13 protein-coding genes are annotated in these 20,942 nt (G+C 52.5%); 2 read left to right on the forward strand and 11 right to left on the reverse strand.

Annotation, left to right across the window (positions count from 1 at the left end; translation table 11 throughout):
• Positions 1-9 precede the first annotated feature (9 nt).
• From MKY86_RS18080 to MKY86_RS18120, 9 genes are all read right to left on the reverse strand, one after another.
• Complete coding sequence (locus tag MKY86_RS18080) at positions 10-1,548, reverse strand: phage tail sheath family protein (protein ID WP_076083186.1); 1,539 nt, start codon at positions 1,546-1,548, stop codon at positions 10-12.
• Between the two features lie 215 nt (positions 1,549-1,763).
• Positions 1,764-2,336: a DUF4255 domain-containing protein gene (locus MKY86_RS18085; RefSeq protein ID WP_036733350.1), complete on the reverse strand. Its 573-nt coding sequence runs from the start codon at positions 2,334-2,336 to the stop codon at positions 1,764-1,766.
• A 2-nt stretch (positions 2,337-2,338) separates the two neighbouring features.
• Entirely contained in the window at positions 2,339-4,717 is a 2,379-nt protein-coding gene (locus MKY86_RS18090; protein ID WP_340827314.1) for an ATP-binding protein, read from the reverse strand.
• A 358-nt stretch (positions 4,718-5,075) separates the two neighbouring features.
• Positions 5,076-5,372: a hypothetical protein gene (locus MKY86_RS18095; RefSeq protein ID WP_076086847.1), complete on the reverse strand. Its 297-nt coding sequence runs from the start codon at positions 5,370-5,372 to the stop codon at positions 5,076-5,078.
• Positions 5,373-5,452: 80 nt separating this feature from the next.
• A complete protein-coding gene (locus tag MKY86_RS18100; RefSeq protein ID WP_076086844.1) occupies positions 5,453-9,526 on the reverse strand; it encodes an HNH endonuclease in 4,074 nt (1,357 codons plus the stop codon).
• Positions 9,527-9,685: 159 nt separating this feature from the next.
• Positions 9,686-10,483 carry a DUF1906 domain-containing protein gene (locus tag MKY86_RS18105; RefSeq protein WP_076086841.1) on the reverse strand — a complete coding sequence of 266 codons (798 nt, stop codon included), beginning with the start codon at positions 10,481-10,483 and terminating at the stop codon, positions 9,686-9,688.
• A gap of 25 nt (positions 10,484-10,508) precedes the next feature.
• Positions 10,509-10,775 carry a hypothetical protein gene (locus tag MKY86_RS18110; RefSeq protein ID WP_036700963.1) on the reverse strand — a complete coding sequence of 89 codons (267 nt, stop codon included), beginning with the start codon at positions 10,773-10,775 and terminating at the stop codon, positions 10,509-10,511.
• Positions 10,776-10,884: 109 nt separating this feature from the next.
• Positions 10,885-17,925, reverse strand: coding sequence for an HYR domain-containing protein (locus MKY86_RS18115; protein WP_340827315.1), 7,041 nt, complete (start codon positions 17,923-17,925; stop codon positions 10,885-10,887).
• 91 nt (positions 17,926-18,016) lie between these two features.
• The gene (locus MKY86_RS18120) at positions 18,017-18,421 is read right to left on the reverse strand and encodes a hypothetical protein (RefSeq protein ID WP_076086104.1); all 405 of its coding nucleotides are present in this window, start codon (positions 18,419-18,421) and stop codon (positions 18,017-18,019) included.
• Positions 18,422-18,679: 258 nt separating this feature from the next.
• Between MKY86_RS18120 and MKY86_RS18125 the strand changes: the two genes are divergently transcribed.
• The gene (locus MKY86_RS18125) at positions 18,680-19,039 is read left to right on the forward strand and encodes a sigma-70 family RNA polymerase sigma factor (protein WP_076086101.1); all 360 of its coding nucleotides are present in this window, start codon (positions 18,680-18,682) and stop codon (positions 19,037-19,039) included.
• Positions 19,040-19,068: 29 nt separating this feature from the next.
• Positions 19,069-19,197, forward strand: coding sequence for a hypothetical protein (locus tag MKY86_RS18130; protein ID WP_235192101.1), 129 nt, complete (start codon positions 19,069-19,071; stop codon positions 19,195-19,197).
• Positions 19,198-19,310: 113 nt separating this feature from the next.
• Here the strand turns inward: MKY86_RS18130 and MKY86_RS18135 are convergent, their stop codons facing one another.
• Entirely contained in the window at positions 19,311-19,670 is a 360-nt protein-coding gene (locus MKY86_RS18135; RefSeq protein WP_340827319.1) for a hypothetical protein, read from the reverse strand.
• 219 nt (positions 19,671-19,889) lie between these two features.
• Positions 19,890-20,804: a hypothetical protein gene (locus MKY86_RS18140; RefSeq protein ID WP_076086095.1), complete on the reverse strand. Its 915-nt coding sequence runs from the start codon at positions 20,802-20,804 to the stop codon at positions 19,890-19,892.
• Between the last annotated feature and the right edge of the window lie 138 nt (positions 20,805-20,942).

The raw sequence follows: 20,942 nt of genomic DNA on the forward strand, positions 1-20,942 counted from the left end.
CTCAATCTCTTATTTGGATAAGGTCTTCTGGCTGACCCGGATGACTACGAATTCAGCCGGTTTGACCGGGGCTACACCCACTTCGATAATCAGCTGGCCGGCATCCCGCACGGCAGGCGGGTTGTTCTCCTCGTCCACTTTGACGAAGAAGGCCTCTTCCTGCGTGGTTCCGTAGAGTGCACCGTCTCTCCATACCCGGGTCAGGAAGGCCGTAAGATTGCGTTTGACCTTGCCCCAGAGGCTTGGATCATTCGGTTCAAACACGACCCACTGGCTGCCCTCATCCAGCGATTCTTCAATGTACATCATCAGCCGCCGGACGTTGACGTAACTCCATTCCGAATCGGCGGACAGCGTTCTGGCTCCCCAGACACAGATGCCTTCCGGCAAGGAGCGGATCACGTTGATGCCGCCGGGATTCAGCAGCTCCTGCTCCGCCTTGGTAATGATCTTCTCAATCCCGACTACAGAATCCAGATAACCGTCGGTGGTGCCTGCCGGTGCTTTGTGGACACCGCGTACGGCATCGACATAGGCATACGTGCCTGCAATCGCCCCGGACGGCGGCACAAGCTTCTGCTTCCCGGTCAGCGGATCGTTGATATAGACCCAAGGATAGTACAGGGCGCCGTAGGACGTATTGAATGAATTGCCCGAATAATCGCCCGCCCCCTCCTTGAAATCCTTGACCTCCAGCGGGCTTAAGCCATGTGGGGGATCTACGATGAAGATGCAGTCTTTTCTCAGCTTGCAATAGTTCAGCATATCCAGGATGGTGCCCCGGCTGTACGCCATATCTGCAAGGTCTGGAGCCGCTACAATGTTGATGCCGTCAATCGTATCGAACGCATGGATACCGGCCCGCTTGACCGCATCCCCCAGGAAATCAATCGGGGACATCCCGTTCACACCGCCGCTGAGGGACAGGGCTGTTTCATTGAACGCCGGCGTTTTCTCCATATTCTCCAGAATGGTCAGGTCCACCAGCGGCTTCACACTGACGAAGGCGGATACCTGATTCACCTTTTCTTCAAAATTGATCAAGAGCATGTTGTCGAAGATTTCGACGATTTTGCCCTCTTCGTCTTCTCCGCTGTATTCATCATTGAAATCACTGTCCAGCAGATACTGCACAATCATCTTGAAGCCAAATTGCTGCTTGTTAGAGGACGGGCTGATCTTGACCGAAATCCGGTTGCCCCACTCCCCTTCCGAACGTGCAACTACTTTGAATAAATCCAGATTATCGGTATCGCGAACCGCAAGCGAAGCCGGCCGGATATCGGTGGATGCCGCTCTCACTACGTAGCAGGAGGTGCCTCCTTCCGCAAAAAAGTTATACACGGCATAAGCCAGATAGCCATTCGGAATAAACTGGCCGAACTCATTGACGAACTGGCTCCAGTTGGTGACCAGTACCGCTTTGCCGATGACCCCTTTTTCTGCGATTCCGACGAAGGCCCCGACTGAGGTGCCCACACCGGCAATCGGCTTGACCCCGCTTGAGACTTCCTCCACATACACGCCTGGCGATAAATAATTTGCCATCTCTTACCCTCCTAAAAAAGTTTAATTAGCTTCTGCTTCTGAGAGAAACCTTCGGCAAAACTGGCTAAGGAAGCATAAACTTAAGGTTGGTCAGCTTACACAATCCGGTTAGGCACAGCTGCCTTTGTCTGCGGAATATCCGCTTGTACGGGTGCCTTGCATGTCATTCCCTCCATGAATCACTCCCTTCACAGAAGCAGTCTCTGCCAGCCTGACTACAGGGGATGAACGCCCAGCTCTTTCACCTCAACCCGTGGGATCAGGATCGTCTTATCCGCAGGCAGCCGTACCGGCGACACCAGATAGGACAGGCTCACCTTAGCCGGCTTCCCGGGGAACACTTCCCACAGCTGCTTGATATCCTGAATCGTCAGGTTGTTATAGGAGATCCGGATTTTCTCATTGCCGCATTCGGCCAGGTTCCCCCGCAGATCGCTGCCGCTAAGCACCGGATGCTCATGGAACAGCTGAAAGATCCGGCCCAGGATCAGCTGCTCAGTCTCCCTGTCCTTGGCATAAGGTGTGAGCAGATAGTACAAATCCAGATAAGCCGGCGGATACATGAACTCATTCTTGCCGCCGGTCTCTTCCTTCTCACTGTTGCGCATACTTGGGCTATGGCTCAGATAATACAAACACATTGAGAGCTTCATCGTTGAGCTGTCAATGTCACTCGGAGAGCCGAAGCTGATGAAGCTGTCATCGTTCAGCTCAGGCACATGCGCCTTCAGTAGCGCCTTCAGGCTGGTGCTGACATCTCTTATTACCGTACCTGTATCCACGGCCATGCTTATTTCACCTCGATCAGTGTGTGATAGGGCGCATAATCCGATTGCAAAAAGGTTCTGCCCAGCTTCAGATACTCCCGCTTGGCCGCCAGCATGATCTGCTTCATCCCGATCGAACAACCCTCATGGGCCGCATAAAAGGCCGCATTCAAGGCAATGTTCTTGATGTTGCCTCCGGCCAGAATGAACTTCTCCGCCATGAAATCGTAATCCAGGCCGGCATCAAGCGGCGCTCCCGCCGGGAACATTCCCTGCCAGATCCGGCCGCGCTGCTGCTCCTCCGGGAACGGGAATTCCAGCTTGAAATGCAGCCTGCGGGCAAAAGCATCGTCCAGATTCTGATTCAGGTTGGTCGCCAGAATCACAATTCCCGTGTACTCCTCCATCTTCTGCAGCAGGTAGCTGATCTCCACATTCGCATACCGGTCATGCGCATCCTTGACCTCAGAGCGCTTGCCGAACAAGGCATCCGCTTCATCGAAGAAGAGAATGGCGTTCGAGGTCTCCGCCTCATCAAAAATCCGTGACAGATTCTTCTCGGTCTCCCCGATATACTTGCTCACAATCTGCGAGACATCGATCTTGTAGATTTCCAGACTCAGCTCAGTCGCAATCACCTCAGCGGCCATTGTCTTCCCGGAGCCCGGCGGCCCCGAGAACAGGATGTTCAGCCCTCTTCCGAGCGACAGCCGTCCCGCAAAGCCCCACTCCCCATAGACGAGTGCGCGGTATTTCACCTGACGGCAGATTTCCTTCAGCTGATTCAGCTGCTCTTCGGGAAGCACCAGCATATCCCAGGTATACATGGCTTGGACTTTCGAGGCCAGTGCCTGGATTCTGCGGCTGGACTGGAAGTAACAGGCTTGGTATAGATCCTTCGTGCTGATCCCCCTCTCCCTGGAGCCATTCCAGACGGCGATGTTCTCACCGCCGTTCAGCGCGGCCCGGATCTGGCTTGAAGTGAAGCGGAAGCTGCCGCTGACTTCATCCAGTTCCATCTGCGGAGACAGCTTATACTTCTGGCCGAAGGCTGTCCACGCCGCCTTGCGGGCCGCTGCATCCGGAAAGGGCAAGTCGATCTGCATGAAGTTCAGCGGAATTCCGGTGAAGCTGATTCCCCACTGCGCTTCTCCAAGGATGAACGTCAGCGGTGCACTGTCTGCCAGCATCTCCATGAGGAGCCGGATCTGCAGGCTGTAGCGGTCATCCTCTGTCACCAGGCTGTCGAAGCCGGTGAAGCAGAGGGCCGTCTTCATCAGCAGCGCATGCCGTCCAAGCAGCCTCAGCATTTCGCTGAAATCAGCCTCAGGGCGCAGCAGCTTCTCCAGATCGGCAACCAGGACAGAGAGTCCCAGGGTGCCGCAGACCTCGCGGATACCTCCGAGCTTCACGGCCTCGTCCGGCCCGCTGACGTATAGCAGGCTGCGAGAGCTACCGGAGCTGCCGGCCCCGCTGCTGCTGTAATGCTTCGCGAACCGCAGCAGCTTCTGCTCTAGCTCAGCCGGGAAACGGGACTGCTGCGGAAGAGGCACCGTGCTAAGCTTCGCCGCCTTCGTCAGACGCTCATCCAGCACCTCATAGCCGAGCAGCAGATTCACCGCCCAATCCTCCAGCTTCAGCGGCCGGGCGATTAGCGGAATGCGGCTGTCGCCGTACTCCCCTCTTCGCTCCAGCAGCAGCTTCATCAGCGGCGCATTCGCATCGAACAGCAGACGGGCCGCCTGCCGCTCCTCCTCTGCCCCGGCGAATACATCCAGGACCCAACCCACCGAAGGGCGTTTGTCCGACATATCATTCTGCAGGTAGGCATAGATTCGTCCATACTTGCCGTCCAGCTCAGGCGCCAGACAAGCGACCAGGATGCTTACCTCCAGCCCCGACAGGTTAAGTGCTGAAGCCACCTCCGGGAGCATGAGCCTGGGTGCGGGACTGGTTACCTCCAGCCCCGGCAGGCTAAGTGCAGAAGCCATTTCTGTGCACGTAAGGCGGAGAGCTGGACTGGGTGACTGACCTGCTGATGGGTGGAAATTAGTCCTCAGTCTGGCAGCAATCTGCCGTTCCAAATGAGCAATTTCCGCTGTTAATAGATTGATGTAACGCTCATCTTCTGGCTGGACATCCAGCAGACTGCGGATCTCCTCGTCCACCAGCTCCAGCTCTGCGTGCGGCTTCGGTCCCGCAAGGTACCTGAGCTTAAGCCGGAGCTCCAGCAGTTGCAGCTCTTCTGCGAGATGTTCTTGGTTGGAGCTGTAGGGCGGAGCGGGTTCGCTGCTCTCCTGTCGGGGAACTGCTTCGGAAGTTGCTTCAGAAGTTGCTTCATGAGCGGAAGCAGGAGCAGCTGTAGCACCTGCGCCAAGCCCGGCTGCTTTAACCCGTTCCACACGGTCAGCAGCCTCCGCTGTTTCCTTTCGATAGCCTCTAGCCAATTTTTTGAATTTCATCGGCAGTTCTGTCCTCACTCTATATTTTCTTGTTCATATATAAAGTAAGTTTTGGGTGGGGGATTACAACTGGGGGGAGGGGGAATGGTTAGTTTTTTTATCAGCTTGGATTTTTCAGTTATATTAAAAAAGCCAAGAAAATGAAGATAACAAAAAACAGGTCAATCATGGTAGTATCTGACCATAATTGACCTGATTGATTTAACGGTTGACAAAATGATGGGGTCATTCGGCACTTGGTAGCCCCTTCACGTTATTAATATACACTTAAAAACATTACCACAAAAAGATTATATTATTAAACTTCATCGTCCTCTTTTAGCAATATTGCATCCAATCGTTCTCTCTCCTGTGCAATTTGGCGTGATAGTTCAAAGCTATTCATGAACATTTCAAGTGGTAACTCTTCTACCCCGTCTTCAGTTTGTTTAAGAATCCTAAATTTTGATTGATGTGTTGATAATACCTGGACTAAATTTTTCATTAACTCCAGTTCCTCTTTGTTTCTACGATTTACAATCATTATCGGTATATGATTCATGCTGTTAAATTTAATTTCATGAAGGGATAAATTCACATGTTTTTTTGTTGTCATTAACAATTTACCGCTTATATTTGAATCCAGTAATAAAGAATATGTGGACAAAATACCTCACCTCAAATATATATTTTATTCTAAAATTCCTCCGGGAATTGCGGATTCATTGGTTTACCAGGTAAACTCTTACGATATGAATTTCCATGCCAACGTTTTAAATGTTCTTTAAACGTTGCCGGATATATAATCTCTCCTTTGTCTGCTAGATGAGGATTCTTAGAAACTGAATAAGCATGATGTCCTGTAATAGTTTTCCCATTAAAAGTGGGTGCTTTATCATTTAAAATATCATTTATTTGTTCTTGCGACCATTCACGAGTTGTTTGCTCACCATTCCTAATTCTTGCTCTTTCCTGATCCCAGAATTTTTGCACCCCTTCATCCCTTCTTGAATCGAGTCTTTTATTCCATTGAAGTCTTTTCCACTCTTCTTTAGTTATCGTTCTATTATCAACCTTTTTATTGAATTTTTTCTTTGTCCTATATCCCAATTGCTTATAAGGGCTAGACTTCGGTGATAAATCAAGTCCTGCTTTCTTCGCCCTTTGGTTAATAACATCACTCGGGTCCTCAAAGCTATCAAAATCAATCTTATCTTTATCCCCATCTGCATTCATAGAGATTTTTTTTAGCTCTGTATCTTCTAGCTTACTGAGTTTGCTATATTCCGCATCACTAAGCTTAACCGGCTTCTTACCCTCTTGCTTTAATTTCAGGATCTTTTGATTGAAATCCTGCTCCTCTATGTCCTGCATAGTTCCGTCAATCAACAACACCCAAGGATTAACCTCGCCGTACAGACGAATATGCTTGCCCTTGCGCACCAGCTTGAACTTCTTGAACTTGAACTTTTGCAGAATCCGGTCCAGCAGGCCCCGGAGATTTTTGGCCCCCTTCATGAGCCCTTTTTGCAGGCTCTTGATCACGATTTTACCATTACGTATAATCATGCTGCCGCTCTTGGAGGCCAGCTTGGCCCCGGATTTCAGCAGGCTCTTGATGCCTTTGGCTCCTGCGCCTACAACGTTCTTCACCCCGCTGGCTGCCGCTCCGACGCCCTTCTTGACAGCTTGTCCGGCTTTCTTGAGGTTGGCTCCGACAGCTTTGAAGCCACCCGCCATCGCCAGCTCAACCAGTCCCATCGCCAGTGCAGTAGCGAGCGCAATTGCGGCAGGTTCGATCATCTTCTGCCAGCCCTGGCTCAGGTAGGTGCCGATGTAGCCGGCGGCTTGCGCTAAGGCTTGTGCAATAGAAACAATTGCCTGAGCCTGCATCGCAACAGTGATAATATTAATAATAGGGGGAATAAGAACAGTAATGGCACCGCCACTGATGGCAAAAGCAGCGCCCACAACAACTAATACTCCAGCTATGCCTGCAAGCAGCTGTAATCCATGGGCCTTCATCCATTTTATTACAAATGATTTAATTTGGTCAAACAACATTTTCGCATTGCCTGCGCGCAGCTTCGCACCGTCTGCGATTTTGCCGCCAAGGCTCTGCTTGGCTGCTCCGGTGTCGAATTCCGCCATAATGCTGTCCATTGTTGCTGGGTCACGGCTGCCGGACATCTCCCTCTCTTCTCCGTCCTTCAAGTTCGCCTCCTGCACCAGTGCAGGGTCCATTTCACCCTGCTCCACCGATTCCATCTCGATATCTTCAGCGGTCAACTTCTCATCCGCTGCCGGACCCTCGCCCTCTGCCTGTTCTGCAACTCCGCCTTCTGCTGCTCCAGCGCCCATTGGCTTGGAGATATCTACCCCAAGCAGATACTCCCACATCTTTCCTTCCAGATGGCTGAAGGAACGCTTCGCCGCCTGGCCGAGCGCTCCAATCCGGGACAACACATCCAGGAACGTGGCAATCAGCAGACTGCCTAGGGTGGAGATCAGCTTGGAATAGAAGTTCTGCACTGCTGCCAGCGCCTGATCCACCTTAGCAGCCAGGAAGTCCATCACCTGAGTGACCTTGGTCTTGAGCTTCTGGGCCAGCTGGTTGACCGCTTTAATGGCCTTATTGACAACTCCGTCAATCTTGCTGCATATCTTGGCCGCAATGCCGGGGAACTTAGCAAATACAACGGACACCAGCTTTTTAAGCAGCACACCCAGTCCCTTGATCAGGGTTGTAATCAGCTTGCGGCCCAGTTCAATGATGCCCAGCACAGCCTGCTTCGCTTTGTCAAAAATAAACTTAACCGCTTTGCGGAGACCCTCAAAAATAAAGTTAACTGCTTTCTTAACGAGTTCGACGACAGCTTCAAGCTTCCCCTTCACCCAGCCGAGGAAGCCGCCCTTCTTCTCTTCCTTGGCCTTCTCCTGTTCATGCTTGCCGTCTGCTTCCTTCTTAGCTTTACTGTAGGCCTGCGTCGCTTCCCGCTCCGCTTCAGACTGCTTCTTCTGAGCTTCCCGCTCTTTGTCTGTGCGGACACTGTTGATCTCCTGCTTCTTCTGCTGGGCGGCTGACCCGGCCTGTTTGGTATAGTCCGTCTCGGCAGCATCCAGCTCCTTTTTCCACTCGCCCTGCAATTGGGTGACTTCTGCTTTGGCTCCAGTCTGCTGGCTGATCTGCTTGTTCTTCGCCTCGGTCTCGGCCTGCCGGATTTGCGCCTGGCTGTCAGCTTTGGAGCTCAGCACTTTACTGTCGAATTTGGCTTGTTCCTTCTTATATTCCGCCTGCTTGGTACCAAGCTGCTTCTTCATCTCTGGAGCCAGACTACGGTTCAGTCCGGCAGTCATATCTGCAGGCAGTGCCAGCGCAGGCAGTTTTTTGGCCCCGGGTGCCTGCCCGCCTTTCAGCCCTGCAGCAGCCTTCACCACGGTGCCATCCGGCTCGGGATAGATCTCATTCTCCCCGAACGGCTGCTTGATCTGGCCCATCTCCGCCTGCTTGGCTGCGCTCACCTGCTGGGAGGCCTCCTGATGAAAACCCTCCATCTGGGAGGGATCTGCCTCCCCGGTCATACTGATTCCCGGCGGCTGGGCGGCTGCGGAGCGGATTTCGCTGAGCATCGCCTCTGGATTGCTCCCGGAACCGGATGCACTAATGTTCATTTTATCCAGCTTCCCTGTACTAACAGCCCCGCCAGTACGCTCGCTTTTGAAGCCTTCCTTCACAGCGTGCTTCAGCGCCGATGGTTTCTTCCGGGCCTGCAGGACCTTCCCTTTCAAGCCGGTCGGCACTGGAACAGCAGGCAGCCCTTGCTTGGTCTTCTGCGTCTGCTTCGTGAAGGCACCGGAGGATACATTCACAGCCTGGGCATAGGCATCCCCCAGCTCTGTCGGCTGAACCTGTGTCAGCTGATCCAGAATCTGCCCCGGATCTTCACCGCTGATCTTCACCGCCTTGCCCTTCGCCGGCTTCTCCTTCCCATCTCCCGCCAAGGCACCTAGTGCTGCTCCGAGCGATGGCTCCTTCGCTGCTTTCTTCGGTGCATCAGCGCCTTTGGAGGCGGCGGACTTCTTGGCTGGCTCCGGCGCTTCCTCTCCCTGAGCTGCTGCTGACTCCTCCGCCTTCCCGGCATGTACCGGTCCCGCAGACGGCTCTTCCCGGGCCTCTTCTGCAGCCGGAGCAGCGGAATCTGATTCTGCCGCTTCAGCTTGCACCTCTACAGCGGCCTCCACTCTCCCCTTTGGCCGGGCAGGCGCTGCCGTCTTCTTGACAGCCCCTGGGCCGAAAGAACTGCCCCCTCCGACAGGCTTAGTTTGTGTAACAGATGCAGCAGCGCTTGCTGCCTGCGCCTCCGACTCCTCCTTACTCTGCATCTTGGTTTCAGCCGGAGCGCTGGCTTGCTCTGCTTCTGCTTGCACCGCTTCCGGTGAATCCGTATGCTCTTCCATCTGGGCTTCTGCGGCCGCGCTCTTACTTGGTCCAGCCGCCTGGGTTCCATGATCTGCCTGCTCTTTCTTCTTCCCATCCTCCTTCAGACTCGATAACAATTGAACCACGGCCCGGTTGCCGAGTGTGCGTTGGAGCGCCAGCTTGTCTTCACGGCTTAAGGAAGCCGGATTCTGGCGGACACGCCGGATAATCTCTACCGGGTCCGGTTGTTTCGTGGCTGCCGGATGAATGAGTACCTGCGGATTGCTGTATGGTTTATGGCCGCCGGATGCTTTATCTTTCTCCTTACTTACGGTTGCTTGGGTCTGCAATGGAGTCCCCCCTCTGTAAAAAATCGATCCTATAGATAAAGTAAAATCCATAGCGCTTTTTACAGCCGGAGTTATAAATAAATCCATTTATTCAATTAATTATGTATATTCTCATGTCAAAAAGGCCGCCCTAAGGCAGCCTGTTAACCATTCTGCGGATTAACGGTTATTCGGGTCTGCCGCTTGGCCCGAGGCTTTGCGCAGCTCATTCGCCAGACGGTGAAATTCTTTTCCAGACTCTGCATTACCTGCAGCCATATAAGCCGCTTGAAGAAAAGCAATGATCTTGCCCGCATCCTCTTTCTTCATCATATAGTCTTTTCCCTCCCCGTTTACATTGCCTGGTGCAGGAACCGCAGCAGACTGTGTGCTCCACCAGCCCGCCTCTCCGCTGGACTGGTTGAGGTCCACATTCACCCCGTGAACCGGCTGACCCAATCCCTTGGGGCCGTTGTCGTATTGATAAATGTGGATACCCTCCGCTTTTCGGCCTTTACTCCAGGCATACGTCTGCCAAAAGCCGGTGCAGGCCTTAGCGGCCATTGCAGCTTCAATAACGGTCACGCTCCCGTAGACACCCGACTGGTAATTCCGGGCGGCTTCTCCTGCTGCCGTAATATACTCTATCACCGTATCCATCTGTTTTGCAGAGGCATCGAAATCAACGGCGAAGTAGATCCGGCTCCCGGCAGGTTGTCCAACCGCAAGGGCCGTCTGTGCGGCAATCGCCCCGTCTGTCAGACCGGCTGCACGGCCTCTCAGCGCACGGCTGGCGGTCGTTTCATACACAGAGACAATTTGCAGCCCCGCAGCGCTGATGGCAACCGCCTCCGCCTGGGTTAACCTTTTCCAGCCGGAGGGCACGAGGTAACGGCATACGAATTCGTAACCATCCTCCTTGAATTTCTTAGCCAGTGTACGTGTTAGCGGTGCTGCGCAATCAAAGCCTTTGGCCATTCCCCCATCTCCTTCTTCCTGTCTGCTACCCGATTAATATTTTCATCAAAAGTCCCGCTGCGGCAATACACATCCCCACGCTGCTAATGATCGTGCCCACCAGCCAGCGCTGATTCTCCCCTTGCCTGAGCTTCAATCTGGACAGCTCATCCCGCATCTCATCCATCCGCAAATGCGCCGATTTGCTGCTCTGCATAGCCTCAAGCGCTATATCCCTTGCACTGTTCATGATGTCAAGCTTGGTCTCTACCCGGGTCAACCGTTGAAGGATTTCATTCATGTCGTCTGGCATATCGTACCCCCGCTAATGGAGCTGGTTGATCTCCCGTTAATGAATAGCTCCAAGCTGCAGCCACTGATCCGGCAACAGCCTGGAAGCCGTGCAATGCTTACTTAGCCGATTACGGTTCCATCCCTGCAATCAGATTGCCGGAGGAGTAGGCCGTAATTTTGCTGGTATCTGTAAAGCCCGTTGCCAGTCCATTGAAGGAATAATCATTAGTCTGATTATAATTAGAGAAATCCGATTTCCAGAATCTGCACTGAATTTCTACAGTTTCTCCCGGCTTCAGACTTCCGGCACTGTTGGTGAAGCCGATTTCCAGATAATAATCACTGCCGGTTTTGCCTGCTGTCTTCTGGAAGCTTCCCGTAACATAGGACTGAATCACCCTGGTATTCGAGCCGGATACTCTGGCATAATCCGTATAGAAACTCTGGAATCTCTCTCCATCGACGGTGTAATAATATCTGAGCTTGATGCTGGAGAGCTGTAAGGTAGACTTACTGGTATTCTCAAAGGATATTCGCGGAAAAATCGTATTCGTCACGCTGCTTCTGCTCGCATTATACGATTGAACCTTGAACGTCTGAGTAACAGTTACATTCTGCACCGCCGTCGATACATTACCGTTAACATCCGTGGCCGTCCAGGTGACCACTGTTATTCCTAACGGGAAGCCGTCAGCCGGAGCATCATTCTTCAGCACAACTCCGAAGATATCGCTCGCTGTAGCTTGGCCCAGGTTCACAAGCGTCTTGGTTCCGGTTGCCGGAGCAGCAACATCTGCCGGAGCTTTCAGCACTGGCTTCGTCGTATCCACCACCGTAATCTTCTGCACGCCCGTGCTGACATTGCCATTCGCATCTGTAGCGGTCCAAGTGACATCTGTGGTTCCCAGCCCATAGCTCTCAGGCGCATTACTGGTTATTGTGACTTTGAAAATATCCGTCCCTGTTGCCACGCCGATCTCCACTGGAGTTTTCAGCGCCGTTGCTTCCACCGTCTTGTCAGCCGGAAGCTTCAGCACCGGCTTCGTGGTATCCACCACCGTAATCTTCTGCACGCCTGTGCTGACATTGCCGTTCGCATCCGTAGCGGTCCAGACCACTTCGGTCACTCCCAGCGCATAGCTCTCAGGCGCATTACTGGTTATTGTTACTTTGAAAATGTCCGTCCCCGTTGCCACTCCGATCTCCACCGGAGTTTTCAGCGCCGTTGCTTCCACCGTCTTGTCAGCCGGAAGCTTCAACACCGGCTTCGTGGTATCCACCACCGTAATCTTCTGCACGCCCGTGCTGACATTCCCGTTCGCATCTGTAGCGGTCCAGACCACTTCCGTCACTCCCAGCGCATAGCTCTCAGGGGCGTTGCTGGTTATTGTGACTTTGAAAATATCTGTCCCTGTTGCCACGCCGATCTCCACTGGCGTTTTCAGCGCCGTTGCTTCCACCGTCTTGTCAGCCGGAAGCTTCAGCACCGGCTTCGTCGTATCCACCACCGTGATTTTCTGCACACCTGTGCTGACATTGCCGTTCGCATCTGTAGCGGTCCAATTGACATCTGTGGTTCCGAGCGCATAGCTCTCAGGGGCGTCGCTGGTTACCGTTACTTTGAAAATATCCGTCCCAGTTGCTACGCCGATCTCCACCGGAGTTTTCAGCGCCGTTGCTTCCACCGTCTTGTCAGCCGGAAGCTTCAGCACCGGCTTCGTCGTATCCACCACCGTGATCTTCTGCACGCCTGTGCTAACATTTCCGTTCGCATCCGTAGCGGTCCAGACCACTTCGGTCACTCCCAGCGCAAAGGCCTCTGGCGCGTTGCTGGTTATTGTTACCTTGAAAATATCCGTAGCCGTGGCCACACCGGTATCCACCGGAGTTTTTAGGGCTGATGCTTCTAGAGTAATATCAGCCGGAAGCTTAAGAGCAGGTTTGACCGTATCGACAATAGTCACCTTCACGATGCCCACTGCGGAATTTCCGCTGCTGTCTATTGCTGTCCATTTTACAATCGTAGTACCGATAGGGAAATTTGCGGTTAGGGTCTTCTCAGAAGTGATCGCGCCATGCTCTCCCGGAGCATCTGTGGTTAGAGTGACCGGGAAGAAATCCAGCGCCGCTGGCACTTCCAGTTCTACCGGGGTTTCCAGAGCCGTTGCTTCCTTGGTCAGCTGCAGTGGTCCTTCGAATTTCAGCAAAGGCTGTGTCGTATCCACTACGGTAATCCGCTGTACCCCGGTTACCTCGTTACCATTGATATCTTTGGCCTTCCAGGTAACTGTCGTTGTTCCCAGCGGATAAGCAGCCGGAGCAGCCGATGTCACCGTCACCTTGAAAATATCCGTGGCCGCTGCTTGACCGATCTGCACCGGAGTCTCTACAGCTGTTGCTTCTACCGTCAGATCTTCCGGTACAGTTAGTGTCGGCTTCGTCGTATCCACGACCTTAATCTTCTGCACCTTCGTTGTCACGTTGCCGTTCGCATCCGTTGCCGTCCAGATCACTTCTGTTACACCCAGCGGATACGCTTCCGGGGCATTATTCTTCATCGTCACCTTGAAAATATCCGTGGCCGCTGCTTGACCGATCTGCACCGGAGTCTCTACAGCTGTTGCTTCTACTGTCAGATCCTCTGGCACAGTTACTGCCGGCTTCGTGGTGTCCACAACCTTAATCTTCTGCACCTTCGTTGTCACGTTGCCATTCGCATCGGTTGCCGTCCAAATCACTTCTGTTACGCCCAGCGCATAAGCTTCCGGGGCATTATTCTTCACCGTCACCTTGAAGATATCCATGGCAGATGCTTGACCGATCTCCACTGGAGTCTCAACAGCTGTTGCTTCCACTGTCTGATCCTCCGGCACGGTAAGCGCCGGTTTCGTCGTGTCCACGACCTTGATCTTCTGCACCTTCGTAGTCACGTTGCCGTTCGCATCCGTTGCCGTCCAGATCACTTCTGTTACGCCCAGCGCATATGCTTCCGGGGCATTATTCTTCACCGTCACCTTGAAGATATCCGTGGCAGACGCTTGACCGATCTCCACTGGAGTCTCAACAGCCATTGCCTCCACTGTCTGATCCTCCGGCACGGTAAGCGCCGGTTTCGTCGTGTCCACGACCTTGATCTTCTGCACCTTCGTAGTCACATTGCCGTTCGCATCAGTTGCCGTCCAGATCACTTCTGTTACGCCCAGCGCATATGCTTCCGGGGCATTATTTTTCACCGTCACCTTGAAGATATCCGTGGCAGACGCTTGACCGATCTCCACCAGAGTCTCTACCGCCGCCGCTTCTACCGTCAGATCCTCAGGCACGGTAAGCATCGGCTTCGTGGTGTCCAAGATAGTAACCTTTTGCTTGCGCGTGGATACGTTGCCGTTCACATCCTTCGCTGTCCAGGTGACTTCAGTCACGCCCAGGGGATAAGAAGCCGGAGCATTGCTGCTCACTGCGGCAACCCCGAAGATATCGGTGACCGCAGGCACCGGCAGCTTAATCTGCATCGTCTGTCCGGTGGCCTCTGCAATGTAGTCCGGAATGTCAGCGATTGCCGGGGCCGTTGTGTCTGTTACCGTAATCGTCTGCGTTCCGGTACTGAAATTGCCGTTCGCATCAGTCGCCTTCCAGGTGACAATGGTCTTGCCGAGCGGGTAGCTGGCCGGAGCATTGCTGACCACCGTGACCGGGAACAGATCCGTAGCCGTAGCCTTGCCGATTTGAACCGGAGTATTTACTGCGGTAGCCTCCACACTGATATCCTGCGGAATCGTCAGGATGGGCAGCGTGGTATCTACTACGGTCACCTTTTGCTTGCCGGTGGTTACCAGACCGTTGGCATCCTTCGCCGTCCAGATTACCTCGGTAACGCCCACGGCATAATTCTCGGGAGCATTGCTCGTTACAATAACCGGAAAAATATCCGTAGCCGTGGCCTCGCCAGTCACAACCGGAGTTCTGATGGCTGTAGCCTCTGCCTTGACGTCTGCCGGGATAGACAGCTTAGGCGCAGTAGTGTCTTCAACCTTCACCTTCTGCTTCGCGATTGCCACATTGCCGCTTGGATCACTGGCCATCCAGGTAACCAGTGTGGTCCCGACCGGGAAATCAACCGGAGCATCGTTAATGATCCCGGTCTCGAACAGATCGAAGACTACCGGCTCGCCCAGAGCAACCTTGGATCTGACCGCCGTGGCCTCCACCGTAAGATCCTCCGGCGCTGTAATGACCGGTTTGGTCGTATCTACGATCTTGACCTCTTGCGTCCCCTTAGTTGCATTGCCATGCTCGTCCGTTATTGTCCATGTTACTTTGGTGGTTCCAAGCGGGAATTCCGCCGGAGCATCATTCTTGACCGTCACGGCAAAAATTTCTGTAACCACAAGCTGGCCGATGTCTACCTTTGTGCTTGCTCCCGTAGCTTCTGCCGTTATACCCCCTGGCAGTGTGACCAGCGGCTTCGTCGTGTCTACGATCTTCACCGTCTGTGTTGTCTTGGTGGTGTTGCCGTTCTCATCTGTAGCCGTCCAGGTAACGACTGTTGTCCCGAAGATGAAGCGTTCCGGGGCGTTGTTGGTCACAGTAACACTGAAAATATCCTTGGCAGACGCTTCCCCCAGCTCCACTGGAGTCTTAATGCCGGTTGCCTCTGCGGTAATGTCTCCAGGCACGGTTAACTGTGGAGGCGTTGTATCTGTAACTGTAATCTTCTGCACTTTCTCGGTGACATTTCCATGCTCATCTGTGGCGGTCCAGGTAACCTTGGTCACGCCCACCGGATAATCCGCCGGGGCATCCTTAGTTAGAAGCACATCGAACAGATCGCTGGCTTCGGCTTGTCCAATATTCACCTTCGTCCGTCTAGCCGTAGCTTCTACGGTAATATCCTTCGGTATTGTCAGTACAGGCTTGGTGGTATCGGTAATGCGGATCAACTGATCTGCTGTAGAGATATTTCCATTCTCATCCTTAGCCGTCCAGCTTACCTTGGTTACGCCCACCGGATAATCCTCAGGCGCATTATTCGTAATATTTACCTTGAAAATATCTGTGGCGGCGGCCTTCCCCGGATCTACCACAGTTCTTCGGCCTACAGCTTCCTTTGTAATATCGGCTGGAACCGTCAGTAACGGCTTAGTTCTGTCTACTACGGTGACCTTCTGGGTTGCTGTAGTCACATTGCTGTTCGCATCGGTCGCCGTCCAGGTGACAGTAGTCGGACCAATGGGGAATTCCTTCGGCGCGTCATTCACCACAATAACCGGGAAGATATCCGTAGCCGACGCTCCGGTGACCACAAGCGGCGTTTTAACCGCTGTAGCTTCCACAACCATATCTCCCTGCACGGTTAGTACCGGCTTTGTCGTATCTTTTACAGTAATTCTCTGCACCTGTGAGGAGGTCAGTCCTACCGGGTCCACCGCTGTCCATTTGACGGTAGTTGTCCCGATCGGATAGTCTGCAGGTGCATCATTTGTCAGGAGAACATCCGGGACCGAGATATCCTGTACGGAGGCTTGTCCAATATCGGCAGGGGTACGTACCGCCTTCGCTTCCATTGTAATATTCGCCGGAACAGTAATGACCGGGATCGTCTTGTCAATCTTCACTTCGGCCTTCTGCACAGCGGTCAGATTGCCTGCATGGTCTACGGCCCAGAACTCCAGAGGGATAATTCCCTCCACCGATACGTCAAAAGCAGCCGAGCTGCCTGCCACACTCTGTTCTTCGCCATCCGTTCCGAGTCTATAATGGATCTCCTTCACTCCGGAATGGGCATCTGACGCGGTAAGAGAGACCGTAACATCCGTGCTGTTCCAGCCCTTCTCATTGGCTTCCGGGCTTAGAATACTGGCAATCAGCGGACCGCTCTTGTCAATTTGCACCACTACCGTCCGGGGAGCTTCTGCATTCCCGGTTCTGTCCACCGCCCAGTAGCTGACAGTAGTCGCTCCTTCCAACTCCAACTCCAGCGCCGCGCTGGAGCCGGCAGTTCTCACTGCTGCATTCTCACCCAGCTTGTAATACACAGCGTCCACACCGGAATATGCATCTTCAGCGGTAAAATGCAGCGCAACCTTCCCCCGGCTCCAGCTGCCGGATTCAGCGCCCGTTACAGCTACTTCTGTAACTGGAGCGCTTTTATCAATATGGATAGGACCGAAGGTTGCGATGGAATAATGGTTCTTATCCTCATCACTGGTAGCCGCACTGTCAACAGCCTTGCCCGTTGCCGTCTGACCTGCTCCTTCAGCGGTGAATTTCTGATCCGGAGTCAGTGATTTGATCGCTGACAACGTATCCTCTGCCGTATAATGTACAGTCACGGATTGACTGGTCCAGGTCCCGGCAATATAAGGCGCACCGTTATCCGTCACCGCCGTGGCCTTAATGGAAGGCGGGGTCGTGTCGATCAGGTTAGAGCCTACGGCACCGACCTCTACCTTGAAGGTGACCGGCTGAAGACCGGGAACGGTAGCTTTTACCTCCATGGTCTTAATGACCCCGGTTCCCTTCGAATAGACCTGATAGCCTTCACCAATATAACCTGTATAGTTGTTAGCCGCAGATGCATATCCGTTTGCATCCGACACCACTGTAATTCCAGTACTGTTAAGCCCGCGCATGACCGCAGTAATTGTACTGTCCTCCGAGACGGTGAAGGTGACGGGAATACCCGGCAGCGGATTACCCGCCAGATCCTTGACCGCTACCACCTGCGGAAGCATAAAGCCGCGCCCCCCTGGAACCACACCCGAGGCCTGCGACAACCGGATCTGCTGCAGCAGCGGCGATACCGGGCTCATCGACCCCTCGACATTACTGAGCGCCATCAGACTCATCTGATAGGCTCCATGATTTAGGATGACTCCCAAGGTAGGATCTATCTCATACACCGATTGATACACGGAGCGATAGACCGAATCCTTAACTGTTGCCCCCCGTTGAATCTGCGGCTCCGGTACTGGCGGCTCTGCCTCATACACTGCTGCAGAGGCAGTGTCCGCTTCAGGCCCCGGAACAATGTTACGGGCTAATATTCCTGACCCGAACACAGCGCCTGGCGCCAGCATCAGAATTAGAAGCGAGAGACACAGCCATCTGCTGATTATGCCCAACCGTCCTTGCTGAACAAGCTTGCATTTCCTTTTCGAATGTTTCATCATACATCCCCTAACTTTTTAGTAATGAGCACAGTGATCATGGTGAAGCCTGGACCTCCTTTACTAATCAAAGGGAAACCCGGACGTGTTTTTACAACTGTTTATTCCGGTTCACACAAACTTCGATTTTCGTTTCGAGCCAGGCTTCGAGGTCGCCGATCACAAGACTCAGCTCCTTCCGTGCGGTTTCTCCCAGGATCGCTATCGCCTTCTCTTTAGCCAGCAGAAAAGATTTCCTCATCGCCTCCGTGTCGAAACTGCCTTGTTGCTTGAGTGTCTCCACGAACGTCTGATTGACGGCGATTACGGCGGATTCAACAGCATCCCCCGCCCGCTGAAGCAGGCTGTTCACTGCCTCATTCTCGATTCTCTGCTCAAGCCCGGCAATTTCCCGCTTGATATAAGCAATTACAGACCTCGCCAGCAGCCCCAGCAGCGGAATAATCAGCGCGGTCATCAGGGTGCTCATCATCTCAGGTGTTACATAGTCACTCATCGCCATCGCCTCCTAAATGGGAATTTCGACAATCTATTGTCTTGTATTCTCGTAATACTAGGTAATCCAGAAATAATTATTACAACTTTCGCAAGAAAAATAGTATTCTTGTAAATTTTTGTTTTTGTCAGTTGTGGAATCTATGGAATATTTTACTTGTTATATGAGAGGATCAGCGATTGGTTAGGTCAGGCCTGGGGGAACAGGCTCCGCTGGACCCTGGAATGAAGGTACTACTGAACATGGGGAGGAAAATTCATGGTTACCTGTGATGACGAATTAGTTGAAACCTGCAGGAAATTATTAAAACGCTCAGCATGGAGAATCCAGTACAAGACTCGCATTCAGCTGATAAAGGAAAGTAATCCGCTCTACGATAATGAATGCTACGACAACAGCTTTGAAAGTATGGTCGTTTCTGAGTTGTTCGTCGATGAGCTTCTGGATATGCTACCATGGGCAAAATGCAGGTATATTATCAAAAGAACAGTCATAGAAGGAATGGCCGAACAAGAAGTAGCAGCCGAGCTGCAAATGACTCAACAGGGGGTTAGCAAATGGAAACGCAAGGGACTGGAAGTCCTGAAGGAAAATCTTATCCATTCATCGAGACCGTAAAAAAAGCACAAAGCGGAGATAAAGCGTCCATGGAGGATATCCTAAGCCTGTTCTCGGTGGACATCGAATATTTATCCCGGTTCATTATGCTGCCGCGGGAAGAAGCCATTCAGACCTTAAAGATTGAACTCATAAATATTGTTTATCAGGATTTGTAAAATCAAAAACAACAGTATTCGCTTCGTACATAAGGGTATAGGAAAGCAGCAGAAAAAGAGGGAATTCATTCGGAGCCAGCCGAATAGATTCCCTCTAGTATCGTAACCGTCACTCATACCTTAAATAACACAATAATCTCAGTAAGCAGAATCAGTCCAGCCGCTGACACGCCTAGCGAATTAATAATGGTCAGCGCATCCGGGTAGTTCTCCTTACGGAACTGGGAGCAGAGTGACACCGTCCATAACACGCTGAAAAAAAGTCCGGTGCTTCCGCAGCCCCTCTCGTTCAGAAGCCGCCTTCTGCGCCGAAAGAATCTGCCGAGCCCGGCAAAGGTAAGCACCATATAAAGGATAAGCTCAGCGGATGAAATCACAATCACCTCACCTGCAGATAAGAGATGCATCAATGCATACTGAAGGCTAAAACCGATAAAGACAAGCATGTTAAAGGAAATCTTGTGGGTACTCAAGCCGTCTTCCTCCCTTTGCGTATAAATGAACACGATCATTAGATAACGCTTACATTATAATTGTAATCGTTTTCCTTTTCTGTGATTTATGACGCTTTCGACCTATAGGAAGATATGCTTTGCGGGTCTTCCCGCCCCCAATATGCACGCAAAAGAACCGGGCTGCTTCGAGAAATAGCCCGGTTTCTTCACTGTATTACACCCATCCCTACTTCAGACTCATAAAGCATTCAGATAATCAATAACGGCCTGCGTTCGCTGATCCCCGTTCTTCTCTACAAGCAGCAGGAAATCATCCAGCTCCGTCAGCAGCCTGCTGCCCTCGATTCTCTCGGGGCCTGCCTCCGACAGTGTATTCTCATAAGCGATGGCTGCCTTTTCAAGAATGACCTGTGTCTTCTTGTCGAACAGCGGTGTCTTGGGCGTGCCGTTGAACACAATCCGCTTGGCCCGCACTAGCGCTTCTGTCATCGCCGCAGCACGGTTAGAGGTCTTATACGTCTGCACAAAATCCTCGTATTGCACGGCCCGCTCTATGACCTGGTACCAGTCCACCAGTAACCTTTCACCAGCCGCCACCGGCTGCTCCGACTCTGTCGCCATCAGGTCGATATAGACCTGCAGATCCTTACTGACATAAGGTTTGAAGACTTTGAAGTTCTTATAAGGAAGGGCGGGCACGAATCCGCCATCCTGCACCAGCTTGTAGCCCATCCCCTCCAGGTCTTGGAGGACCACACGGACCTCGGCCTGTCTCACCTTGGAGCGTGCGAGCGCCATTGGCATCCCGGTCGTATATATGTTCTTGATATTCAGTTGAACGACAGGCGCATTCATACGTTTGGTTGCCGTAGGAAGGTAAGCCTTTAGTGCATTCTCCAGATGCAGTACTGCCAGATTCGCTTCGAGCTGCGTCATCTGGCCGATCCGGTTAACCAGCGTAGCTTGGGCCAGGCCAAGGGACGAAGGCTTTTGCAACCTCTGTTCGAATAAAGCGAAGGCTGTAGTAGGCTTCACCGCCGCTGCCTCGATCTTCTGCGGGAAAGCGCCAAGAACGGTAATTCCGGTACCTGTGAACAACATTGCAGAAGCAAGTACGGCTGCCAGGTTTTTGGTTAATCTCTTCGGCCTCATAGGCACACCCCTTCAATAAATAGACGTAGTGCTTATATTTTACCATACATTAACAACCGGGTTCACGGTCATAGACAACCCTATTATATGATCGCATAATAATAGTATGAAATATTGTCCATGAATAGGAGAATCATC

This window comes from Paenibacillus sp. FSL R7-0333 (assembly GCF_038000365.1).
GTDB lineage: Bacteria > Bacillota > Bacilli > Paenibacillales > Paenibacillaceae > Paenibacillus_AQ > Paenibacillus_AQ silagei.